Origin of the sequence: Halosegnis rubeus, assembly GCF_009184545.1 — an archaeon.
GTDB classification, from domain to species: domain Archaea; phylum Halobacteriota; class Halobacteria; order Halobacteriales; family Haloarculaceae; genus Halosegnis; species Halosegnis rubeus.
In genome coordinates this window covers 40,627-55,703 of sequence record NZ_QJOW01000002.1, presented here as the reverse complement: position 1 = coordinate 55,703, position 15,077 = coordinate 40,627, and the positions used below count along the sequence as shown (strand labels likewise).

Annotated in this window: 19 protein-coding genes; 11 read left to right on the top strand and 8 right to left on the bottom strand. The window is 66.4% G+C overall.

Annotated features, from left to right (window positions below):
* Positions 1-90: 90 nt before the first annotated feature.
* On the bottom strand, positions 91-1,611 hold the full coding sequence (locus DMP03_RS04815) for an aldehyde dehydrogenase family protein (protein ID WP_152119581.1): 1,521 nt from the start codon (positions 1,609-1,611) through the stop codon (positions 91-93).
* Positions 1,612-1,694: 83 nt separating this feature from the next.
* On the opposite strand from DMP03_RS04815, the gene DMP03_RS04810 reads away from it, so the two are divergent.
* The 6 genes from DMP03_RS04810 to DMP03_RS04785 all read left to right on the top strand — a co-directional run bounded on the left by DMP03_RS04810 (position 1,695) and on the right by DMP03_RS04785 (position 7,430).
* Positions 1,695-2,411, top strand: coding sequence for a helix-turn-helix domain-containing protein (locus DMP03_RS04810; RefSeq protein WP_152119580.1), 717 nt, complete (start codon positions 1,695-1,697; stop codon positions 2,409-2,411).
* A gap of 92 nt (positions 2,412-2,503) precedes the next feature.
* On the top strand, positions 2,504-3,802 hold the full coding sequence (locus DMP03_RS04805; protein ID WP_152119579.1) for an ABC transporter substrate-binding protein: 1,299 nt from the start codon (positions 2,504-2,506) through the stop codon (positions 3,800-3,802).
* 2 nt (positions 3,803-3,804) lie between these two features.
* On the top strand, positions 3,805-4,737 hold the full coding sequence (locus DMP03_RS04800; protein WP_152119578.1) for a branched-chain amino acid ABC transporter permease: 933 nt from the start codon (positions 3,805-3,807) through the stop codon (positions 4,735-4,737).
* Positions 4,734-5,930 carry a branched-chain amino acid ABC transporter permease gene (locus DMP03_RS04795; protein WP_152119577.1) on the top strand — a complete coding sequence of 399 codons (1,197 nt, stop codon included), beginning with the start codon at positions 4,734-4,736 and terminating at the stop codon, positions 5,928-5,930. Before DMP03_RS04800 ends, DMP03_RS04795 begins: the two co-directional genes overlap by 4 nt.
* A complete protein-coding gene (locus tag DMP03_RS04790; protein ID WP_152119576.1) occupies positions 5,923-6,729 on the top strand; it encodes an ABC transporter ATP-binding protein in 807 nt (268 codons plus the stop codon). The genes DMP03_RS04795 and DMP03_RS04790 overlap by 8 nt, the downstream gene beginning before the upstream one ends.
* Positions 6,726-7,430 (top strand): ABC transporter ATP-binding protein, encoded by a 705-nt coding sequence (locus DMP03_RS04785; RefSeq protein ID WP_225870733.1) that lies wholly within the window; start codon positions 6,726-6,728, stop codon positions 7,428-7,430. Before DMP03_RS04790 ends, DMP03_RS04785 begins: the two co-directional genes overlap by 4 nt.
* 154 nt (positions 7,431-7,584) lie before the next feature.
* Here DMP03_RS04785 and DMP03_RS04780 read toward each other — a convergent pair whose 3' ends face one another.
* Positions 7,585-8,139, bottom strand: a complete 555-nt coding sequence (locus tag DMP03_RS04780) for a magnesium transporter (RefSeq protein ID WP_152119575.1) — start codon at positions 8,137-8,139, stop codon at positions 7,585-7,587.
* Complete coding sequence (locus tag DMP03_RS04775; protein WP_152119574.1) at positions 8,140-8,718, bottom strand: magnesium transporter; 579 nt, start codon at positions 8,716-8,718, stop codon at positions 8,140-8,142. It abuts the gene before it with no gap.
* A 107-nt stretch (positions 8,719-8,825) separates the two neighbouring features.
* Between DMP03_RS04775 and DMP03_RS04770 the strand changes: the two genes are divergently transcribed.
* Complete coding sequence (locus DMP03_RS04770) at positions 8,826-9,080, top strand: hypothetical protein (protein ID WP_152119573.1); 255 nt, start codon at positions 8,826-8,828, stop codon at positions 9,078-9,080.
* 39 nt (positions 9,081-9,119) lie between these two features.
* Here the strand turns inward: DMP03_RS04770 and DMP03_RS04765 are convergent, their stop codons facing one another.
* Both DMP03_RS04765 and DMP03_RS04760 read right to left on the bottom strand, forming a co-directional pair.
* A complete protein-coding gene (locus tag DMP03_RS04765) occupies positions 9,120-9,524 on the bottom strand; it encodes a hypothetical protein (RefSeq protein ID WP_152119572.1) in 405 nt (134 codons plus the stop codon).
* Between the two features lie 39 nt (positions 9,525-9,563).
* The gene (locus tag DMP03_RS04760) at positions 9,564-9,977 is read right to left on the bottom strand and encodes an acyl-CoA thioesterase (protein WP_152119571.1); all 414 of its coding nucleotides are present in this window, start codon (positions 9,975-9,977) and stop codon (positions 9,564-9,566) included.
* A gap of 85 nt (positions 9,978-10,062) precedes the next feature.
* Here DMP03_RS04760 and DMP03_RS04755 point away from each other — a divergent pair, with 85 nt between their 5' ends.
* Positions 10,063-11,250: an NAD(P)/FAD-dependent oxidoreductase gene (locus DMP03_RS04755; protein ID WP_152119570.1), complete on the top strand. Its 1,188-nt coding sequence runs from the start codon at positions 10,063-10,065 to the stop codon at positions 11,248-11,250.
* On the opposite strand, the gene DMP03_RS04750 is transcribed toward DMP03_RS04755, so the two are convergent.
* Positions 11,247-11,861, bottom strand: a complete 615-nt coding sequence (locus DMP03_RS04750) for a DUF6663 family protein (RefSeq protein ID WP_152119569.1) — start codon at positions 11,859-11,861, stop codon at positions 11,247-11,249. The genes DMP03_RS04755 and DMP03_RS04750 overlap by 4 nt on opposite strands.
* Here DMP03_RS04750 and DMP03_RS04745 point away from each other — a divergent pair.
* From DMP03_RS04745 to DMP03_RS04735, 3 genes are all read left to right on the top strand, one after another.
* Complete coding sequence (locus DMP03_RS04745) at positions 11,860-12,405, top strand: deoxyuridine 5'-triphosphate nucleotidohydrolase (RefSeq protein WP_152119568.1); 546 nt, start codon at positions 11,860-11,862, stop codon at positions 12,403-12,405. The genes DMP03_RS04750 and DMP03_RS04745 overlap by 2 nt on opposite strands.
* Before the next feature lie 77 nt (positions 12,406-12,482).
* Positions 12,483-13,508: a sensor histidine kinase gene (locus tag DMP03_RS04740; protein ID WP_152119567.1), complete on the top strand. Its 1,026-nt coding sequence runs from the start codon at positions 12,483-12,485 to the stop codon at positions 13,506-13,508.
* Positions 13,505-14,098, top strand: a complete 594-nt coding sequence (locus DMP03_RS04735) for a response regulator (RefSeq protein ID WP_152119566.1) — start codon at positions 13,505-13,507, stop codon at positions 14,096-14,098. Before DMP03_RS04740 ends, DMP03_RS04735 begins: the two co-directional genes overlap by 4 nt.
* On the opposite strand, the gene DMP03_RS04730 is transcribed toward DMP03_RS04735, so the two are convergent.
* Positions 14,095-14,310, bottom strand: a complete 216-nt coding sequence (locus DMP03_RS04730; protein WP_152119565.1) for a helix-turn-helix domain-containing protein — start codon at positions 14,308-14,310, stop codon at positions 14,095-14,097. The genes DMP03_RS04735 and DMP03_RS04730 overlap by 4 nt on opposite strands.
* A 43-nt stretch (positions 14,311-14,353) precedes the next feature.
* Positions 14,354-14,965 (bottom strand): VOC family protein, encoded by a 612-nt coding sequence (locus DMP03_RS04725; protein ID WP_152119564.1) that lies wholly within the window; start codon positions 14,963-14,965, stop codon positions 14,354-14,356.
* Positions 14,966-15,077: the final 112 nt, after the last annotated feature.

Genomic DNA, 15,077 nt, shown 5'->3' with positions numbered 1-15,077 from the left:
GAGCATACTCACGGTGAGGAGCCAGACTATAATGAATGTTTGTGTTCGTGCATGGTTGTACACGAACTATACCGGGGCGACCGAGACGGCTCAGTCGTCGCCGGTCGTGATGTCCGCCGAGAGACCCTGTGCCATCTCGATGTCCTTGGAGTTGTTGAGCGTCCACGCGGTGCGTTCGGTGACGGCCTCGATGACCTCACGCGCCGACGGGTAGCCGTTACCAGACTTCTTCACGCCGCCAAACGGCAGTTGGACTTCCGCGCCGATACACGGGAGATTGCCGTACGCGAGACCGACCTCGGCGTGGTCGCGGTAGTAGTTTATCTGCCGGTAATCCTCCGAGATGACCGCGCCGGCGAGCCCGTACTCGGTGTCGTTGTGGACCTCGACGGCGCGCTCGATGTCGCCGTCGTACTCAAGCAGCGCGACGTGGGGCCCGAAGACCTCCTCGTGGGTACACCGGAGGTCGGCGTCGGGGTCGGCCTCGTAGACGAACGGGCCGATCCAGTTGCCCTCCTCGTGGCCGTCCGGAATCTCCTCGGCGTCGAGTTCCTCGCGGTCGACGAGCACGTTCACGCCCTCATCGCGTGCGAGTTGGTTGTACTCGCGCACCTTCTCGCGGTGTTCCGGTTCGATGAGCGGTCCCATGAACGTCGACTCGTCGAGCGGGTCGCCGACGGCGACCTCCTCGGCGAGCGCGACGAACCGCTCTTTGAACTCCTCGTACACGTCGGTGTGGACGACGAGTCGCTCGCTGGAGACACAGCGCTGGCCCGTGGTCTTGAAGCTCGACATGACCGCCGAGTGGACGGCGGTGTCGAGGTCCGCCTGCTCCGTGATGACGATGTTGTTCTTCCCGCCCATCTCGCAGGCGGCGAGCTTGCCGGGCTGTTGGGCGACCTTCGAGGCGACCTCGTGGCCGACCTCCGCGCTGCCGGTGAAGAGCACGGTGTCGACGCGCTCGTCGTCGACGATAGCCTCGCCGGCGTCACCGAAGCCCTGCACCATGTTGAACACGCCGTCCGGGATGCCCGCGTCGATGAACATCTCGGCGAGAATCTGGCCACACCACGGCGTCTGCTCGGCGGGCTTGAACACGACGGTGTTCCCCTCGACCAGCGCGACGGCCATGTGCCAAAACGGGATGGCGACCGGGAAGTTCCACGGCGTGATACAGCCGACGACGCCGCGGGGCTTCCGGCGCATGTAGGCGTCCTTCGACGGAATCTCGGAGGGTACTACGTCGCCCTTCGGGTGGCGGGCGTCGCCGGCGGCCCACTCGACCATGTGCCACGCCTCGGTCACGTCGGCTTTCCCCTCGGAAATCTCCTTGCCACACTCCTTGGTGACGATTTCGCCCAGCTCCTCGTGGCGGTCTTTCAGCTCTTGGTAGATGTCCCAGAGGTACTCCGCACGCTGTGGGTGGCTGAGCGCCTGCCACTCCTCCTCTGCGGCGTCGGCGGCCGCGACCGCGCGGTCGACGTCGCTCTGTGTGCCCCGCTCGAAGCTGGCGAGCGTCTCGCCCGTCGCCGGGTTCCGCGACTCGAACGTCTCCGTCCCGTCGCCGTCGTCCCACTCACCGCCGATGTAGTGTCGATAGGTGTCCGACATACCCGGGCTTCGGTAGCCCCACACGAAACCGTACACCCGACCATGGGCGGAAGCTACAAGCCGGTGGGTGCGAACGAGTGGGTATGAGCCAGACGACACCGACCGGGACGCGTCTCACGCTGGACCTGTGGCATCCCGACTGTTGGGCCATCGAGGCGACGAGTCAGACACCGGGAGGCGTGCTCGCCCACGCCGTCTACAGCTCTCCGGAGGCCGACAGCCCGGAGTCGGTCAACGGGCTGTTTACCGCCTTCGGCGAGAGCGAATCGGAGGTGGAGGAGCTGCTCGACGAGATACGCGAGGTCCCTCACGGCGGGAGCGTCCACGAGCTACAGGAGCGGTTCGGACGCGAGCGCGACGCACCCGGGCGCGTCGTCACGGAGTTTTTCCTCGAATACGACCCCGACGATATGGTGTGTCCGACCCTGCTCGAACACGGCTTCGTCCACAGCGCGCCCGTCCGCATCGAGGACGGACGCGAGGAGTGGCAGGTCGTGTTCGCGGGCGACCGCAGCGGCATCGAGCCGGCGCTCGACGGCGTTCGCGAGCAGGCCGACGCCACCGTCGAGGTGGAGTCCATCACCAGCGGCGATTCGCGGAAGTCGCCCCGCGAGCAGCGGCTCGATTCGCTCACGCCGACCCAGCGGGAGGCGTTCGAGACCGCGCGCACCGAGGGGTACTACGAGTGGCCACGGGAGGCGACGACCCGCGAACTCGCCGCCGAACTCGACGTGTCGAAGACCACGTATCTGGAACATCTCCGGAAGGCCGAGGCGAAGCTGCTGAATCCGTCGTCGTAACCGAACGCGTGAGCGGCAATATTTGCCACTCACCGCCGAATCGACCATGGTCGGGAACAGCTATACCCCTGTAGTTCGTCAAACAGCGGTGTATGACAGAGAGACCCATTGACAGACGAACAGTACTCGGGATCACGGGCGCGGGAGCGGTTACCCTCGCTGCAGGCTGTGTGAGCACGACCGACGAAGAGACGCCGACCGACTCCAGCGGCGGCGGGGGGAACGGAGACAGCGGCGGCGACGAGGACACCGCCACCGACTCCGACGGGTCGAGTGGACCCTACAGCATCGGCGTGGTGAACTCACAGACCGGCTCGCTGTCGGCGTTCGGCGAGCGCAACGCCCGCGGACTGGAGCTTGCACTGCGTGACGTGAACGAGACGACCATCGGCGGCCGCGAACTCGACGCCATCGGCGAGGACTCCGAGAGTACGTCCAGTTCGGGCGTCTCCGCGGCACAGAAGCTCGTGAATCAGGACGGCGTCCCGTTCCTCATCGGCGCGGTCGGGTCGGGCGTCTCGCTCGCCATCTACGAGTCCGTCGTCGACGGCACCGACGTGGTACAGCTGAGTCAAAACTCCACGGGGACGGACCTGACGAACTACCCCGGCCTGCTCCGGATGTCACCCCCCGGCGGCGTCCAGTCGTCGGCGCTCGCCTCGCTGGTCGACGCAGACGACCACGACTCCGTCGCGCTGGCGTGGGTGAACAACGACTACGGGCAGGGTCTCGCGGAGACGTTCCGCTCGGAGTGGGGCGGCGACATCGTCTACGACGAGCCCCACGACCAGGGCGCGTCGTCGTACTCCAGCGTCGTCTCCTCGATGGCCAACTCCGGTGCCGACGCGTGGGTGTTCATCACCTACCAGCCGGAGTTCACTACGATGGCACAGGAGGCGTACTCCAACGGCTACGAGGCACCCTACTACGGGGCCGACTCCGTGCAGGGGTCGGACGTGCTGGACAGCACCCCGGAGGGAAGTCTCGAGGGGATGCAGGTCGTCGTCCCCTCGGCGGCGATCGACCAGGACAACTACCAGCAGTTCGCCGCCGACTTCGAGTCGGAGTACGGCCAACAGCCGACCTCGTGGGCCGCGTTCATGTACGACTGTGTCGTCACGGCCGCCCTCTCCATTGCGACCGCAGACGAGTTCACCGGAAGCGCGCTCCAGGAGACGGTGCGCGACGTGACCCGTCCCGAGGGCGAGGAGGTGTTCACCTTCGATGAGGCGATGGAGGTGCTCGGCGAGGACGGCACCGCCGACGACATCGATTATCAAGGCGTCTCCGGTCCCATCGACTTCGACGAGAACGGTGACCCGGTCGGCTTCCTGCAGGTGCTCACCGTCCAGGACCACGAGTACGTCCAGACCGACACCGTCCAGGGGTAGCCGTGGCGATTCTGGAACTGTTGGCGAACGGGCTGGTGTTCTCGAGCATCATCGTGCTCGCGAGCATCGGCCTGTCGCTGGTGTACTCGATTGCGGACTTCGCCAACTTCGCACACGGGGACACGATGGCCGTCGGCGCGTACGCCTCCCTGCTCACCTTCGGTGTCGTCGGTGGCGTGGGACCGACAGTCCTCGCCTTACCGGCCGGCTTCTTCATCGCGCTGGCGATCGGCGCAGCCGTCGCCGCGCTCGTCGCCGTCGTCACCCACGTGCTCGTCTACGAGCCGCTGGAGGTGGACTCAATCGGCCTGCTCATCACCTCAATCGGTGTCGCCTTCGTGTATCGGGCCATCATCCAGCTCCGATTCGGGTCGAACCCGGTCGAGTTCGACATCCCGCTCCAGCGACCCATCGACGCGCTCGTCCCGCTGGGACTCCGCGTCACCGTCCACGACGTAGCTATCGTCGCGACCGCGGCGCTGCTCGTCGTCGGGCTGCACGTCCTGTTACAGTACACCGACCTCGGGCGGAAGATGCGCGCGACCGCAGACAACCCCGACCTCGCGCGTGTCTCCGGGATTCGCACTCGCCACGTGGAGTGGTGGACCTGGATTATCGGTGCCGGACTCGCCGGCGTCGGCGGGGGCTTTCTCGGACTGTACAACCAGCTCTCGCCGCGGATGGGGTTCGACATCCTGCTCGTCGTCTTCGCAGCCGTCATCCTCGGGGGAATCGGCTCCGTCTACGGGGCGATGGCCGGCGGACTGCTTATCGGCGTCATCAATCAGCTGATGCCCGCCATCTCCGATCTCGCCGTCGCGCTGCCGCTGGTGCCGAACGTCGGGCCGGCGTACGCCGACTCCGTCGCCTTCCTCATCATGGTGGCCGTGCTCCTCATTCGGCCGTCGGGGATTGCCGGAGGTGAGTCGACATGACGCTGCGCGAGCGGTACGACGCGATGACGCGGGCCGAACAGGGCGTGACCCTGTTCGTCGGCGGCTTCGGCTTCCTGCTCGTGCTCGCACTGCTGACCGGCACGCTGACGCCGACGTACACGCTGTATCTCGCCGGGCTGACGGGGATGTACATCCTGTTGTCTTTCGGGCTGAACGCCCAGTGGGGCTACACCGGACTCATCAACTTCTCCGTCGCGGCCTTCTTCGGCATCGGCGCGTACGCGACGGCGCTCGTCACGGCGACGAACTCACCGCTTTCGATTCCGGGCGGCGTCGTCGTCGGGTTGGTGCTCGCGATACTCGCGTCGGCAGTCATCGCCGTCGCCATCGCGATTCCGACGCTGCGGCTCCGGTCTGACTATCTCGCCATCGCCTCGCTCGGACTGGCCGAGGTCGTTCGACAGATCGTTCTCAATCAGCGCGACTGGACGAACGGCTCCGGTGGGCTGCGCGGGATTCCGGACGTGTTCGCGGGCTGGCCCGTCCTCGGGGGACTCCCCGAGCGGCTTCCCGGCCTAGAGTTCACGGAGTACGCGGTCGGCGTTCCGGGACTGTTCCAGGTGCGCGTGCTCGGATTTACCCTCGACACGCCGTTCTGGACGGACCTGTTGAACTTCGTGGTCGTCGTGGTGTTCGTCGTGGCCGTGTATCTCCTGCTCCGGCGGGTCCACCGGTCGCCGTGGGGGCGCGTCCTCCGGACGATTCGCTCGGACGAGGACCTCGCGTCGGCGCTCGGAAAGGACACCTACGGGTTCAAGCTCCAGTCGTTCGTGCTCGGCTCGATCGTGATGGCGCTCGGCGGCGTCTTCTACGCCTTCCTCGCGGCGTACGTCAGCCCCGGCGACCTCGAACCCATCAACACGTTCTACGTCTGGATTGCGGTCATCCTCGGCGGGAGCGGGTCGAACCGCGGGGCGATGTTCGGCGGCTTCGTCGTCGTCGCCATCCGCGAGGGGACGCGGTTCGCGAGCGATATCCTCCCCAGCCAGCTTCCCGTGAACATCCCGGTGCTCGTGGATGTGTACGGCGCAATCGTGAGCGACTTCGGCTCGACGCGACTGCTCATCGTCGGTCTGCTCATCGTGTTGGTGATGCGGCTCAGACCGGAGGGCGTGTTGCCGCCACAGCGCGAACTCGTCTGGCCGAGCGCACTGGAGGAGAGAGATGAGTGAGACACTAACGACCGGCGCGAACCGAGAGAAAGACGACACCGTGCTCGAAGTCGAGGGGCTGCACAAGGCCTTCGGCGGGCTGGTGGCGACCGACGACGCCAGCTTCGCCGTTGAGCGCGGGAGCATAACCGCGCTCATCGGGCCAAACGGCGCGGGAAAGTCGACTATCTTCAACCTCGTCTCCGGCTTCTACGAGCCGGACGCGGGCACCGTCCGGGTCAACGGCACCGACGTGACCGGGATGGAGCCGAACGAAGTCGCCACAGAGGGCCTCATCCGGACGTTCCAGACCCCCCGGAAGCTGGAGGGGATGACCGTCCGCGAGGCGATGTTGGTCGGCGCGAGCGACCAGCCCGGCGAGTCGTTCCTGAAGCTGTTCACCGACCCGTCGGGGGTCGAAGCCGCGGAGCGGGCGAACATCGAGGACGCCCACGAGATGCTCGAACAGTTCGAAATCGGACACCTGGCGACCCAGCCGGCGACGGACCTCTCTGGCGGGCAGATGAAGCTCGTCGAGTTGGCCCGCGCGATGCTCGCAGAGCCGGAGATACTCCTGCTCGACGAGCCAGTCGCGGGTGTGAACCCGACGCTCGCGAACAAGCTGTCCGACCACATCGCCCGTCTCAACGAGGAGGGCGTCACCCTCTGTCTCATCGAACACGACATGGAGTTCGTCATGAACCTCGCGGACCCGGTCATCGTGCTGGACCGCGGGAGTGTTCTCGTGGAAGGGCCATCCGAGGCCGTGCGCAACGACCAGCGCGTCATCGACGCGTACCTCGGGGGTGACTCGGCGTGAGCATCCTCGAACTCGAGGGCGTCGACACCGGCTACGGCGACGTACAGGTGCTCGACGACCTCTCAATGTCGCTTGCGGCCGACGAGATCGTCTGTCTCATCGGTCCCAACGGCGCGGGCAAATCGACGGTCCTGAAGACGGTGTTCGGACTGTTGGAGCCGTGGACCGGGTCGGTCCAGTTCCGCGGCGACGACATCGGCGGACTCGCACCCGAGGACATCGTCCGTGAGGGCATCGGCTACGTCCCACAGACCGAGAACGTCTTCGGCTCGCTCACCATCGAAGAGAATCTCCGGATGGGTGGGGTCGCGCGCGACGACGACCTCGACCCGATTATCGACGGGCTGTACGACCGGTTCCCGGTGCTCGAGGAGAAGCGCCGGGCGAAGGCGTCGACCCTGTCGGGCGGGCAACGACAGCTGCTCGCGTTCGCTCGCGCCCTGATGATGGAGCCGGAGGTGTTGCTCATCGACGAGCCGTCTGCCGGCCTCGCGCCCAACACGGCTGACGAAGTGTTCGCCGACGTACAGACCGTCAACGACGGCGGGACGGCCATCCTGATGGTCGAACAGAACGCCCACAAGGGACTGGGAATCTCCGACCGCGGCTACGTCCTCGACCAGGGCACGGTCGCGTACGAGAACGAGGCCGCCTCGCTGCTGGACGACCCAGAGGTGTCGCGGCTGTATCTGGGCGGCTAGCCCACGCTTTCTTTGCCTGCCACGCCCTACCACGGGGTATGGACCTGCTGTTCATTGTCGGCGGGCTGACACTGTTCGCGCTCGTGTTCGGCGGGCTGGAGTTTCTCGACGACATCCTCGACCGCTACTACCCGATGGACGAGGAGGTCGACCCTTAGACGAACAGTCGGACGACGGCGAACAAGACGAGCACCCCCAGCACGTCACAGGTGTTTGTGACGACGGGCAACACCACGTCGTCGGGGTCGGCACCGACCCGGAAGGCGACGTAGGTGGCCGCGACGCTCACCACGACCGACAACACGGCGAGTATCCCGCCACACAGCGTCGCAACGAAGACGACCGTGGCGACCGGGAGCGCGGTCTGGCCGACGACCGACTGGACGGCCCACGCGCTCGCGCCGACGACCGGGAACAGAGTCGCAGCCAGCGCGACCGTCGCGATGGCGTTGCCGGCCAGCGTTTCGTCGGTCGGTTCAAACGACAGTAAGCCGAGATGCGTCGCCGTCGAGAGACGCGAGGCCATGATGGCACCGAGGTTGCCGGCCATCCCGATGGTGACGGGGACGAGCACGAGCAGCGACGGGTACTGCAGCAGTGTCTCCTGTAAGGTGTCGAGGACGAGTCCCGACCCCAGCTCCACGAGCGTCAACACGACGAGCACGGGGAGCATGTCGGCCAGAATCTCCCGGACGGTCCAGCGCGCCATCTACCCACCCCCGAGCACGAGGACGATTCTGGCGGCCGCGAGCATCGTCGCGATGCCGACCACGTCGCCGGTGGTCGTGACGACGGGCCCGGCCAGGGTGTCGGGATTCAGCCCCCGACGGTAGCCGAGGAAGACGACGACGACGACGGCAATCGTGAGCAGGATTCCCGAGACGGTGCCGGCGATGAGGGCAATGCCGAGAAGCGTCGCCAGCGTGGCGTGGTCGCGCCCGAGCGCGGACAGGAGCGCGAAGCCGGCGGTCGCGGCAAAACAGCTCACTAGAACGCCGTTTGCTATCGCCGCGGCGACGGCCGCCCGGGTCCGCCGGTCGGCGAAGTCGAATCGCGGGTCGATGAGTCCCTGATGGAGCGCGCTGGCGAGCCGTGCACCCAGCGAGCCGTAGACGTTTCCGCGGGTCGCGAGGAGGGCGGGAACGAGCAGAAGTAAGCCGGGGACGGCTGCGAGTTCGGCTTCCATCCCCCCGAGGACGACTCCGGCGAACAGTCCGCCGACCGCGCTGAGTGCCACCACCGGAAGCGCCTCCCGGTAGGCCTCGAGCGCGGTCTGGCGGATACTCATACCCGGAGGTCACCCGGCGCGTGCAAAAACGCGGTGGGTGTCAGTCGGCACGGAGCGAGCCCCGACGCCCGGGATGTTTCTTCCGGCTGGCCTGCGAGGAGTGGACGTTGGCGTACGAACTCGACGAACTCGGCCTAGGCAACGGTGCGCTCGAAGCGTTCGCCATCGACCACCGGGAACACACGGGCGACTACCCCGACGACGTGACGCCGTGGGTCGCCGACTGTCGGCACTGTCCCGACGGCGTCGAGCGCATCGACGAGACCGCGGTCCGCCGGTGGGCACGGACGCACACGCGACACACGAACCACGAGGTCGACCTCAGCTACGACAGCGAGACGGAGCGCGTGACACCCGAGTAGCGTTCGCCGGCGTCAGGTCATCCGTGGAACACGCTGTGGCTACTCCAGCGTGGATAAGACGAGCGTCGAGAAGTCAGTCTCGGAGATGTGGCCGGCTTCCAGCGCGTGGAACCACCCCTCGTGCACCTCGAAGTGGCCCTTCGTCTCGCGGTCGTCTTCGCTGTCGACGTTGTCGAAGGCCCACACCTCGACGGCTTCCGGGTCCCACCCACCGGCGTCGGGAATCGAGAGGCCGTCGCTGCTTTCGGTCTCGATGCCGGCGAGCGCGAGGAACGCGCGGAGGATGGTGCCGACCTGTGACTGTGGAATCTGTCGGTTCACGCCCGGCGATTCGTAGCCGACGTGGAGCGCGCCGTCGTGGTGTTCACAGTGCGTGATGTAGAGTCCGTCGGCCGCGAGTTCCGACTCCAGTATCGCGCCGACGTCGTCCTCGGTGAGAGTCATATCGGGGGTTCGTGGCCGTCGCCTTAGCCCCACCGGAGCCTACACCGGCGACGGCGGGGTCTCTTGGAAGTCGACGGCAGCCTCCCGCAGTTCGTCGGGGAACCGCGTCGGCTCGCCATCGCTGACACAGACGTGCGTGACGGTGCCGTCTGCACACACGCCGTCGTCGGATTTGCGCCGACACTCCCACTCGAAGGTGAGCGAGCTCTCGCCGATACGGTCGACGCGGGTCGCACAGACGAGCTCGTCGCCGAAGGTCGCCGACTTCCGGTAGTTCACGTCGACGTTGACGACGTGTACGTCGAACTGGGTCTGTTCGCCCCAGCCGTAGTCGATGTCGCGGAGATACTGACTGATCGTCTCGTCCTGGTAGGTGACGTAGTTGCCGTAGAAGACGACGGCCTGTGCGTCGGTCTCCTCGAACCGAACTCGTGTCTCCCAGATGTCCTGCATACAGAGATGCCACACCGGGGTGCGAAGAATCTCACGACAGCGACACGGCGAAAGCTACTCCCCGCCCTCGCCCCAACGAGTGACGATGACAGTGTACGACGTTGTGGTGGCGGGCGGGGGACCTGCCGGCCTGCAGTTCGCGCGCGAACTCGGCGCGCGCACCGACTACCGCGTGTGTCTACTGGAGGCGAATCCCTCCCTCGCGGACAACGACAAATCGACCGGCGGCACCTTCGAGCAGGTGGTCGACGGCTTCGACGTGGACGAGTCCGTCGTCATGGGATCGAGTCCGGGCGTCGTCTTCGAGGGACCGACCGCGCGCGAGCGGCTCGCCATCCCGAACTACGTGCTCGACTTCCCGGCCTTCTTGGAGTGGCTCGGCGAGGAAGCAGCGAGCGACGGCGTCGACGTTCGAACTGGGACGCGCGTCACCGGCCCGCTCGTCGAGGACGGGCAGGTCGTCGGCGTCGAGACGCGCGGCGAGACGATTCGGGCGAATCTCGTCGTCGACGCGACCGGCGAGACCGGCGCGTTGACGACCGAGCTGGGGATGTGGGACCGCGAAGCCGGCCAGCGCGGCATCGGCAAGGAGTTCGAGGTGTCGGGGACCTTCGACTCGGACGCGATGGTGTTCCGGTTCGACCACGAGGTCGCGCCCGGCGGCTACGCGTGGGTGTTCCCCGGCGACGACCGGTTCAAGATGGGCGTCTGTTGGGTGAACGACTTCTACGAGCGCCACGCCACGGACGACCGGTCCATCGACGACTACCTCCGGTCGTGGCTCGAGCGCGACGACCGCTGGCAGGCCGACGAGATCCACGCCACCCACGCGGGGGCGGTGGTGTCGGACAACTCGATTAATCAGCGCGCGACGGACGGGTTCGTCGCCGTCGGCGATTCGGTGTCGAGCATCAATCCCCTGTTCGGTGAGGGGATTCGGCCGGGGATGGAGTCGGCGCGAATGGCCGCCGACGTTGCCATCGACGCGCTCGATGCGGGCGACGTGTCCCGCGAGCGATTGGCCGCCTACGAACGTCGGTGGGACGGTGAGAAGGGCTGGGACTGGCGGCTCCAGCGCATCGTCGGGGAGCTGCTGTATGACTTCGACGCCGGCCAGCAGGACGAGTTCGTTCGGGCGTCGGGGGAGTTCTCACAGGCCGGGCTGGACCGACTCCAGCAGTACGACCTCTCGATACGTGACCTCCTACGGCTGTATCCGGCGCGGGCGAGTGATTTTCTGAAGCTGCCGCGCGTGGCGCGACACCTGGTCTAGAGTCGCTCGGAGAGCGACCCCGTCGCGAAGTAGGTGTCGAGCACCGTCTCCGCCAGGAAGCCGTCGGGGTCGAGCACGATGTAGACGACGACGAACGGCTCGTCGGGGTCGATGACGAACACTTCGAACGGGGGACTCGCGCCCTGACGCTCCTCGTGGTAGCCGTCGCGGCCACCCGCTGCGCGCACGAGCAGCGGCTCGAGGGGTTTCACCCCGTCGCGGAACTCGGCGAACACGTCCTGTTGGCCGGGCTGGTCGGCGAAGGTGTAGACGATGCCGTTGGCGTCGCCGTCGGTGCCGTGGGTGACGCGGGCGTTCATCCCGCTTCCCTCGCTGACGGCGTCGTCCCAACAGCGGGTGGCGGCCTCGAAAATCGCCTCGTCGGTGCGCGTGAACCGGATTCGCGTCTCGTCGGTCACTTCGTGGTCGGCAAGCGTCGGGTCCCCGTCGGTCCACGCGAGGGTGGCGTCGATGCGGTAGCCCGGCTCGAGATCGGTGGCGTCACCCCGGGCGACGTAGGTTGGGTCGCCGCTCTCGGTGTCGAGCAGGAGCCACTCGTCGCCGTCCCGGCCGGCGAGCACGCGGAACTGCCCGGTCGTCGTCTGCTCCATGCCGGACCGAGGAGACGGGCGTGGAAAACGCCGACGGTGTGACCGACACGGCTTTGCGAGTCGCTCCGCGAGCCGACGTATGTACGAGAGCGGACGATACGTCGCCGAGCGGCTCGAACCCGTCACGGACGACCAGATACAGCCAAACGGCGTCGACCTGACGCTCGCGGCCGTGGAACGCCAGACGGAACCGGGCCGTATCGGCACGGACGGGAAGACGGTCGGGAAGCGCGAGACCGTAGCGCCGGAGGAAGGCGTCTACCGGCTGGAACCGGGCGCGTACATCGCACGCTACGGTGAGACCGTCGCCGTGCCCGACGGCCACGTCGGCTTCGTCTATCCCCGCTCGTCGCTGATGCGCAACTCCTGTATGCTGAACACGGCGGTGTGGGACGCCGGCTACGAGGGTCGCGGCGAGGGACTCCTCCGGGTGGGCCACACCGTCGAACTGGAGGCCGGCGCACGCATCGCGCAGTTCGTCCTCGCCGCGGCGGACCACGAGGGTAGATACGATGGGACGTATCAAGGCGAGCACATCGAGTAGCAGACGTGCGTAGATTCAGTCGCTGAGACGCCCGGCAGTCTTTATCAACGTCGCTCACAAACTAGTAGACAGTAACTATGGCTGCCGGTGCCCAGCCGAACTCGTTCACTGACCGTGCCTTCTTCGAGGCGTTGGTCCAGAACGGCTCGGACGCGATCATCACAATCGACACGGACGACCGGATCCGGTTCGCCAACGACGTCATTAAGAAGATGTTCGGCTACGACCCCGAGGAGCTTGTCGGGGAGTCGTTGACTACGATCATGCCGGAGCGCTTCCAGGACGCCCACCGGGCGGCAATCGAGCGGTATATCGAGACCGGCGAGCGAACCCTCGACTGGAGCGGTATCGAACTCCCGGCGGAACACCGCGACGGCCACGAGGTACAGGTGTCGATTACATTCGAGGAGTACGAGTACGGCGGCCAGAATGTCTTCTCCGGCATCATGCGCGACGTGACCGGGCGAAAGGAGCGTGAGCGCAAGCTCGAACAGCAAAACGAGCAGTTAGAACGGTTTGCGTCGGTCGTGAGCCACGACCTCCGGAGCCCGCTCCAGATGGCGAAAGCCACCCTCGCGGTCGCGAAGGCGACCGACGACGAGGAGGCGCTGGAGGAACTGGACGAGCTACTCGACCGGATGGACGAACTCGTCGACGACGTGCTCGAACTCGCGACGCAGGGCCAGACGGTCGACGAGACGGAGCAAGTGTCGCTCGAAGCCGTCGCGTCGGACGCGTGGAACGTCGCCGGCCACGGCGACATCGCGTTCGAGAGCGACGACGTGACCCTAGAGGCCGACCCGGAGCGGCTCCAGACGCTGTTCGAGAACCTCTTTCCCAACGCCCGCGAACACGGCGGTGCAGAGTCGATCTGGGTCGAGGCCACCCACGACGGCTTCGCCGTCAACGACGACGGGAGCGGGCTGGGCCACGTCGACAGAGAGCAGCTGTTCGACCACGGCTACACGGAAAGCGAGTCCGGGACGGGAATCGGGCTGAACATTGTCAAGACCGTCGCGCAGGCGCACGGCTGGCGGGTCGAGGCCGGCGAGAGCGACGAGGGCGGTGCCCGATTCGCGTTCCACGAGGTGACGACCAGATGACGGCCACCTCGGACCGTGTCGAGGCCGACGACGCGGACGAGGAGCACCAGGCCGAGCCAGTGGTGTTGGCCGTCGACGACGAGCCGCGGGTCACACAGGCGTTCGCGCTGTGGCTCGACGGCTATGAGGTCCGGACCGCACAGTCGGGCGAGGAGGCCTTGGAGATGCTCGAGGGCGTCGACGTGGTCTTGCTCGACAGAAAGATGCCGGGGATGGACGGCAGCGAGGTGTTGGAGGTGATTCGCGAGCGGGGCTACGACTGCCGGGTCGCGATGGTCACCGGCGTCTCACCGGAACTCGACGTAGCCGACATGGCGTTCGACGATTATCTGGAGAAGCCGGTCGACCCAGAGGAGCTGGCCGAGACGGTCGAGAGACTGCTCGCGCGGGCGGGCTACGACGAACGCATCACCGAGCTGTTGTCGGTGACACGCAAGATAGAGCTACTCCGTTCGGAGTATCCGGACGAGGAGTTGGGCGACGAGTTCGAGTCGCTGCTCGCGGAGCGCGAGCGACTCAAGCAAGAGACCGACGAGATGCTGTCGAATCTGGGACCCGAAGAGTTCGCCCAGATCATGAGCGACTTTTAATCGAGCAGCGTCGAGAGCGCGTGTCGCTCCACCCGTCGGAGCGTCTTCGCGACGGACATCGGGTCGCTGTCGAGCGCCGCGGCGATGTCGGTGTGTGTCGTCTCACGCGGCTGTTCGTAGTAGCCCCCATCGAGTGCGTGCGCGACCGTCCGGCGCTCGTCGTCCGTCAGTTCGATGCGTCGAATCGCCGTTTCGAGTCCCCCAGTGCTCACAGCCGTGGGTTACGTCGGTCGGGTTTGAATCTTCGTATCTCGCTCACACGCCCGTCCCCGAGGCCGCCTCCGGCAGGTCGTACTCGTGGACCTCCATGCCGAGCTCCTCGATGGCGCGGCGCATGTGCTCGCGTTCCGCGAAGTCGGCACCGTCCTCCTCGCGGAGTCGCTGCGCGGTTGCGAACACTTCGCCCTTCCGGTCGTCCGGGATGTCGAACACGTCCGTCGAGATCTCGATGACCAGCCCGTTGTTGTCCTGGGTGTACAACGAGTAGAATATACCGCGGTCGAAGATGTTGTAGCCGCGGCCGTCGTCTTTGATGGATTCTTCCATCTCCTCGAACCGCTCCGGGTCGACGCTGAAACAGAGGTGGTGGACCGCGCCGGTCTGGGGTCGCTGTCCCGCCGCCGACGGGCGGTCGTCGCTCACGAAGAAGGTGAGCATCCGGCCGTCACCCGTGTCGAAAAACAGGTGTGTCTGGGAGGGGTCGTCCAGGTTCGGCTGGCGGAGGACGAGGGGCATCCCCAGCAGGTCGCGGTAGAATGCGAGGGTGTCCTCCTCGTTCGATCCCCAGACCGTGATGTGGTCGGTGCCGGTGGTGTTGAACGGTGCGTCTGGCTGCTCGGCGGTGATTTCGGGGCTGTCGTCTGCCATACACATTATTGGTGGCCGTCCTACATAAGGAGTCGCGGGCGTCCACGTCGCCGGGTGACGCCGGTGTCAGTGGCACGCGCGTCGCTGGCGTCGTTATACCGGTGGAGCGTGA

Bases quoted from the DNA above. Each gene is read 5' to 3' on its own strand.
- DMP03_RS04815 (WP_152119581.1), bottom strand. From the start codon at position 1,611: ATGTCGGACACCTATCGACACTACATCGGCGGTGAGTGGGACGACGGC.
- DMP03_RS04810 (WP_152119580.1), top strand. From the start codon at position 1,695: ATGAGCCAGACGACACCGACCGGGACGCGTCTCACGCTGGACCTGTGG.
- DMP03_RS04805 (WP_152119579.1), top strand. From the start codon at position 2,504: ATGACAGAGAGACCCATTGACAGACGAACAGTACTCGGGATCACGGGC.
- DMP03_RS04795 (WP_152119577.1), top strand. From the start codon at position 4,734: ATGACGCTGCGCGAGCGGTACGACGCGATGACGCGGGCCGAACAGGGC.
- DMP03_RS04790 (WP_152119576.1), top strand. From the start codon at position 5,923: ATGAGTGAGACACTAACGACCGGCGCGAACCGAGAGAAAGACGACACC.
- DMP03_RS04780 (WP_152119575.1), bottom strand. From the start codon at position 8,139: ATGGCGCGCTGGACCGTCCGGGAGATTCTGGCCGACATGCTCCCCGTG.
- DMP03_RS04775 (WP_152119574.1), bottom strand. From the start codon at position 8,718: ATGAGTATCCGCCAGACCGCGCTCGAGGCCTACCGGGAGGCGCTTCCG.
- DMP03_RS04765 (WP_152119572.1), bottom strand. From the start codon at position 9,524: ATGACTCTCACCGAGGACGACGTCGGCGCGATACTGGAGTCGGAACTC.
- DMP03_RS04760 (WP_152119571.1), bottom strand. From the start codon at position 9,977: ATGCAGGACATCTGGGAGACACGAGTTCGGTTCGAGGAGACCGACGCA.
- DMP03_RS04755 (WP_152119570.1), top strand. From the start codon at position 10,063: ATGACAGTGTACGACGTTGTGGTGGCGGGCGGGGGACCTGCCGGCCTG.
- DMP03_RS04745 (WP_152119568.1), top strand. From the start codon at position 11,860: ATGCCGGACCGAGGAGACGGGCGTGGAAAACGCCGACGGTGTGACCGA.
- DMP03_RS04750 (WP_152119569.1), bottom strand. From the start codon at position 11,861: ATGGAGCAGACGACGACCGGGCAGTTCCGCGTGCTCGCCGGCCGGGAC.
- DMP03_RS04740 (WP_152119567.1), top strand. From the start codon at position 12,483: ATGGCTGCCGGTGCCCAGCCGAACTCGTTCACTGACCGTGCCTTCTTC.
- DMP03_RS04735 (WP_152119566.1), top strand. From the start codon at position 13,505: ATGACGGCCACCTCGGACCGTGTCGAGGCCGACGACGCGGACGAGGAG.
- DMP03_RS04725 (WP_152119564.1), bottom strand. From the start codon at position 14,965: ATGGCAGACGACAGCCCCGAAATCACCGCCGAGCAGCCAGACGCACCG.